This window comes from Frankia sp. CoBUL1, from assembly GCF_978021245.1.
In genome coordinates this window covers 1-5608 of sequence record NZ_CDXDOS010000224.1, presented here as the reverse complement: position 1 = coordinate 5608, position 5608 = coordinate 1, and the positions used below count along the sequence as shown (strand labels likewise).

Genomic DNA, 5608 nt, shown 5'->3' with positions numbered 1-5608 from the left:
ATCCCCACCCGCCCGGCGTCCAGCAGGTCGAACAGCGCCTGCTTCTCGCTGTGGTCGGGGCTCGCCGGGTAGCCGAAGGCGGGACGAATGCCGCGGAAGCGCTCGGCGTGCAGATCCTCCAGCGACGGCTTGGCGTCCGGCTCGAACCAGGCGCGTCGCGCCTCAAGGTGGACATACTCGGCGAACGCCTCGGCGAGCCGGTCGGCCAGGGCCTTCACCATGATCGCCCGGTAGTCGTCCTGCCGGGCCTCGAAGCCGGCCGCGAGCGTGTCGGCGCCGTGGACGGCCACGGCGAACCCGCCGATGTGGTCCCCGGCCGGGGCCAGGTAGTCGGCGAGGCTGCGGTTCGGCCGCCCAGCGGGCTTGGCCGTCTGCTGGCGCAGCATCGGCAGGCGCAGCCGCCCCGTGCCACCCGGACCCGGCGAGCTGGCGCTGTTCACCGCGCCGACGTCGATCTGATCGATCAGGATGTCGTCGTCCTCCGCGACGGCGGGCCAGAAGCCGTAGACCCCGCGGGCCTGAAGGCTGCCGTCCGCGATGATCTGATCGAGCAGGACGTTCGCCTCATCGTACAGCTCACGGGCCACCGGCTGGTCCAGGATCGCCGGGAACTTGCCCTTCAGCTCCCAGGCAAGGAAGAAGAACTGCCAGTCGATCATCGAGCGCAGCGCGCCGAGGTCCGGGGTGACGACGCGGACGCCGGTGAAGGCGGGGACGGGCAGGTCGTCGAACGTGACCTGCTCGCGGTTCGCCCGGGCCTGCGCGAGGGGGAGCAGCGGGCGCTGCTGGCGGTTCTCGTGCTGCTCACGCAGGAGCTTCTGCTCCACCCGGTTACGCACGGCGAGCTCCCCGGCCCGGTCGGCGTCGAGCAGGTCCGAGACCACACCGACGACGCGGGAGGCGTCCAGCACGTGGACGGTGGTGGCGTCGTAGGCGGGGGCGATGCGGACCGCGGTGTGCTGGCGCGAGGTGGTGGCACCGCCGATCAGCAGGGGCAGCTTCAGCCCGCGGCGCTGCATCTCGGTGGCGACCGTGACCATCTCGTCCAGGGACGGGGTGATCAGGCCGGACAGGCCGATCGCGTCGGCGCCCTCCGCCACCGCCGTGTCGAGGATGACCGTGGCGGGGACCATGACCCCCAGATCGATGACCTCGTAGTTGTTGCAGCCGAGGACCACACCCACGATGTTCTTGCCGATGTCGTGCACGTCGCCCTTGACGGTCGCGAGCACCACCGTGCCGTTGCCACGGTTGGCACGGCCGGTGCCGGTGCCGGTGCCGGTGCCGGTGGTGTCGGTGCCGGCCAGCAGCGCCTGCTGCTTCTCGGCCTCCATGAACGGTTCCAGGTAGGCGACCGAGCGCTTCATCACCCGGGCGCTCTTGACCACCTGCGGCAGGAACATCTTCCCCGACCCGAAGAGGTCGCCGACGATCTTCATGCCGTCCATGAGTGGTCCCTCGATCACGTCGAGGGGGCGGGCCGCCCGCGCCCGGGCCTCCTCCGTGTCGGACTCGATGAAGTCGACGATGCCGTGCACGAGCGCGTGCGCCAAGCGCTCCTCGACCGGCGCCTCGCGCCAGGACAGGTCCACCGTGCGCTTCGTGCCGCTCCCGCTCCCGCTCACGGTCTCGGCGAACGCGACGAGTCGGTCGGTGGCGTCGTCGCGCCGGTCGAAGAGCACGTCCTCGACGAGTTCGAGCAGGTCGGCGGGGATGTCCTGGTAGACGGCGAGCTGGCCGGCGTTGACGATGCCCATGTCGAGCCCGGCGCGCACGGCGTGGAAGAGGAACGCCGAGTGCATCGCCTCGCGGACGATGTCGTTGCCGCGGAAGGAGAACGACAGGTTCGAGATGCCGCCGCTGGTCCGCGCTCCCGGGCAGTGCTGCTTGATCAGCGGCAACGCGTCGAGGAACGCCTTCGCGTAGCCGTTGTGCTCGGCGATGCCGGTGGCGACGGCGAGCACGTTCGGGTCGAACACGATGTCCTCGGCCGGGAAGCCGACCCGCTGGGTAAGCAGGTCGTAGGCGCGGGCGCAGATCGCCACCTTGCGTTCGGCGGTGTCGGCCTGGCCCCGCTCGTCGAAGGCCATCACGACCACGCCGGCGCCGTAGTCGCGGATGCGCCGGGCCTGCTCCAGGAAGGGCTCCTCGCCCTCCTTGAGGCTGATCGAGTTGACGACGCCCTTGCCCTGCACGCAGCGCAGCCCGGCCTCCAGCACACTCCACCGCGAGCTGTCGACCATGATGGGCAGGCGGGCCGCCTCCGGCTCGGTGGCGAGCAGGTTCAGGAACGTGGTCATCGCCCGCTCGCTGTCGAGCAGGTCGGCGTCCATGTTGACGTCGAGCAGATTGGCCCCGCCGCGCACCTGCTCCAGGGCGACGTCCACGGCGGCCTGGTAGTCGTCGGCCTCGATCAGCCGCCGGAACCGCGCCGAACCGGTGACGTTGGTGCGCTCCCCGATCATGACGAAGCCGGTGTCCTCGCCGATCTCGAACGGCTCCAGCCCGCTGAAGCGGGTGCGCGCCGGCGGTGTCGGAACCGGGCGCGGCGGCGCACCGCCGACGGCGGCGGCGATCCGCGCGATGTGCGCCGGCGTCGTCCCGCAGCAGCCGCCGACGATGTTGACCAGGCCCGCGGCGGCGAATTCGCCGATCAACTGGCCGGCTTCGTCCGGGGTCTGGTCGTAGCCGCCGAAGGCGTTCGGCAGGCCGGCGTTGGGATGGCAGGCCGTGAACGTGCCGGCGAGCCGGGCGAGCTCGGCGACGTGCGGGCGCATCTCCTCGGCGCCGAGCGAGCAGTTCACCCCGACGACCAGCGGATGCGCGTGGGCGATGGAGCTCCAGAACGCCTCGACGGTCTGCCCCGACAGCGTCCGCCCGGACAGGTCGACGATCGTTACCGAGATCCACAGCGGCAGCCGCGGGGCGACCTCGCGGGCGGCGGCGATCGCGGCCTTCGCGTTGAGCGTGTCGAAGATCGTCTCGATGAGCAGCAGGTCGACCCCGCCGTCCGCCAACGCCTGGATCTGCTCGGCGTAGGCGGCCCGGACCCCGTCGAAGGTCACCGCCCGGTACGCCGGGTCCTCCACTCGCGGGGACAGCGAGAGCGTGACGTTCAATGGGCCGATCGAACCGGCGACGAACCGCCGCCCCCCGGTCTGCCGGGCGGCCTCGTCCGCGGCCTGGCGGGCCAGCCGCGCGCCCCGCAGGTTCATCTCCCGCACCAGCGACTGCAGCCCGTAGTCCGCCTGGCCGATGCTCGTCGCGGTGAACGTGTTCGTCGTGGTGATGTCCGCGCCGGCCGCGAGATACTGCCGGTGCACGTCGAGGATCACGTCCGGACGGGTCAGGTTCAGCAGGTCCGGGTCGCCGGCGAGGTCCTTCGGGTGGTCGCGGAACCGCTCCGTGCGGTAGTCGGCCGGGGTGAGCCCGGCGTTCTGCAGCATCGTGCCCCAAGCCCCGTCGAGCACGACGACCCGCTGGGCCAGCAGCTCCCGGAGCTCCCGCTCGCCGGCCCCGACCGCACCGTCATGGACGGCCACCTCGTCGACCGACCTGGACCCTGCCATCAGACCACCTCCCGGTTATGGGAGGCGCCCTTACTGAACGGTGCGGGCCGAGCGTGGCGGACCTGGGCCCGTTGCAGCGCCTCTCGACCTGTGAGTGACGATACCGTGCCATCGTGATCACTTCACGCCGGCTCGAGCGTTTCGCTGTCGCTGTCGCTTGAGAGTCGTATGCTACCCGGGCGGGACACCGGTCCGCGCCGCGCATGAGCTCATCCGGACCTGGCAGAGACCTGGCAGAGGTGTCGGCATACAGCGCACGGATCTGGGCGTCGCTCGGATGGTGGCCCGTGCCCGGGAAACCGACCATCCAACCGGCGACAAGCACCGCGTGGTCCAGTACGTCGTCATCCGTGATCATCTGGTTGACCAGCCCGAGCTCGGCCGCCTCGGTGGCGCTGACGGCGTGGCCGGACAGCAGGAAGTCCGAGACCCGGGCGGTGCCCATGATCTGGGGAAGATGCCAGGACAGACCGTATTCGACGGCCAGGCTGAGGCGGGAGAAGCCGGAGCCGACGAAGGCGGAGGCCGCGATGAACCGGACCTCCGGGTCGGCGTCCGCGGCACACAGGGCCTGCGCCTAGGCGGTGGCCATCGGCAGGGTGAACGCGCTCATGACCTCGGGCCGGTTCAGGGTGGCGACGGCGACCCCGTCATCGGACCCGGGTCAGAACGGGATCGGCAACGGCGGTCTGGATCGACTCCGTGCTGCTGCGCACCTTTCGCTCGGTTCCCGCGAGGTCGGCGGCGTGCCTGGCGTTCCCGGGTGCGCCCCGGCGTGCCGTCGCGCCCGCCGCGTGGACTCCGCGGATCTCATGCCGATATCGCGTCTCCATAGCGGATCGCGAGTGATCGGGTGCGTGGACTGTTGGGCAAGAATCCTGGGCTCCCGGCCCTTCGAGTGGTCCCGGTGTCGTGTAGCATGACCTCCAGATCCGGACAGGGCTCGTGGCTGGCACCTGGAGGGCGACAACTGAAGATCGATCTAGAGCATGGTCCCGTGGTGAAGCCTGGAGTTCACGCCGCCCTGTCAAGGCGGAGGTCGCGGGTTCGAATCCCGTCGGGACCGCGTTCGTATGGCTAACAGTGCGCTGTGGCTCATGCGAGAGTCGCACTACCCGGGGCAGGTAGCTCAGTCGGTACGAGCGTCCGCCTGAAAAGCGGAAGGTCGGCGGTTCGACCCCGCCCCTGCCCACCACCGCTGACCTGCGGTTTCGTCATAGAGATGATCTCCCTTGGCTCGTTTGAAGATCGTTATATGGCAGTGGATGTGGCAACGGCCGTGGAACTCCACGGCCGTTCTCGTTTACTGCCACATGGGACATCATCCCAGCCGGTCACCCAGTTTGGTAAGCGCTGCGCGCTTCTCGTCCAGGGAGACGTGCGCGTAGATCGTCATGGTGACGTCGATCGCGGAGTGGCCGGCGATGTCCCGGACGATGTGCGGGGGCACTCCCGCGTCGAGACCGGTAGAGCGCAATCATCAGCAGAGAGATGAGGTCCTCGTTCGTGGGCGCCAGCCGGCTGAGCGCAGTCAGTTCCGGGACCAGGTCGTGATGGAGGCCGAGCCGTAGGTCCGCCGTGATCCGCTCGGTCAGCACCGCCATCCGCTCCTCGTCCAGGGTCGCCAGTTCGGCGCTCAGCAGCGGGCCGGCCGGAACATCGACCAGAGCCGGCGTCCGCCAGATCTCAAGCGCCGCCCGATAGCGGGCCGCGCCCGCGCGGTGGTGGCCTCGGCTCGTGAGCATCCGGGCGTGCCGGGCGGTCGCTCGGAACCTACCGAGATCCAGTTCATCCGGCCCCAGCTGGATCTCGTATCCCGACTCGTGCGTCACCAGCCGGTGTTGGCGGCGGCCGGACCTCAGCGGGCGGCCATCGCACATCGCGCGGCGTAGCTGCATGACATAGGTGTGTATGGCGGCGACGGCACTCGAGGGCGGTCGTCCGTCCCAGAGCTCCTCCAGGAGGTTCTGGACCGGAACAATGCGATTCGCGCGGAGAAAAAGCAGCGCGAGGATCTGGCGCTGCTTCGGAGCGCTGGG

The 5608-nt window shown here is 70.0% G+C and carries 2 protein-coding genes, 2 tRNA genes and 2 pseudogenes; 2 read left to right on the top strand and 4 right to left on the bottom strand.

The window, feature by feature from the left end; genetic code table 11:
* Both metH and AC08OX_RS14265 read right to left on the bottom strand, forming a co-directional pair.
* Window positions 1-3569, bottom strand: a 3569-nt coding sequence (metH, locus tag AC08OX_RS14270) for a methionine synthase (RefSeq protein WP_476608271.1), incomplete at its 3' end; no start/stop codon positions are given.
* Window positions 3529-4101 (bottom strand): enoyl-CoA hydratase-related protein, encoded by a 573-nt coding sequence (locus AC08OX_RS14265; RefSeq protein ID WP_476608272.1) that lies wholly within the window; start codon window positions 4099-4101, stop codon window positions 3529-3531. The genes metH and AC08OX_RS14265, both read right to left, overlap by 41 nt.
* 459 nt (window positions 4102-4560) lie before the next feature.
* Here AC08OX_RS14265 and AC08OX_RS14260 point away from each other — a divergent pair.
* Together AC08OX_RS14260 and AC08OX_RS14255 are read left to right on the top strand one after the other, a co-directional pair.
* A tRNA-Asp gene (locus AC08OX_RS14260) sits at window positions 4561-4635 on the top strand.
* Window positions 4636-4687: 52 nt separating this feature from the next.
* Window positions 4688-4764 (top strand) — tRNA-Phe (locus AC08OX_RS14255).
* 126 nt (window positions 4765-4890) lie between these two features.
* Here AC08OX_RS14255 and AC08OX_RS14250 read toward each other — a convergent pair.
* Both AC08OX_RS14250 and AC08OX_RS14245 read right to left on the bottom strand, forming a co-directional pair.
* Window positions 4891-5031, bottom strand: a pseudogene (locus tag AC08OX_RS14250) (site-specific integrase); the annotation flags it as partial.
* 46 nt (window positions 5032-5077) lie between these two features.
* A pseudogene (locus AC08OX_RS14245) lies at window positions 5078-5608 on the bottom strand (AfsR/SARP family transcriptional regulator); the annotation flags it as partial.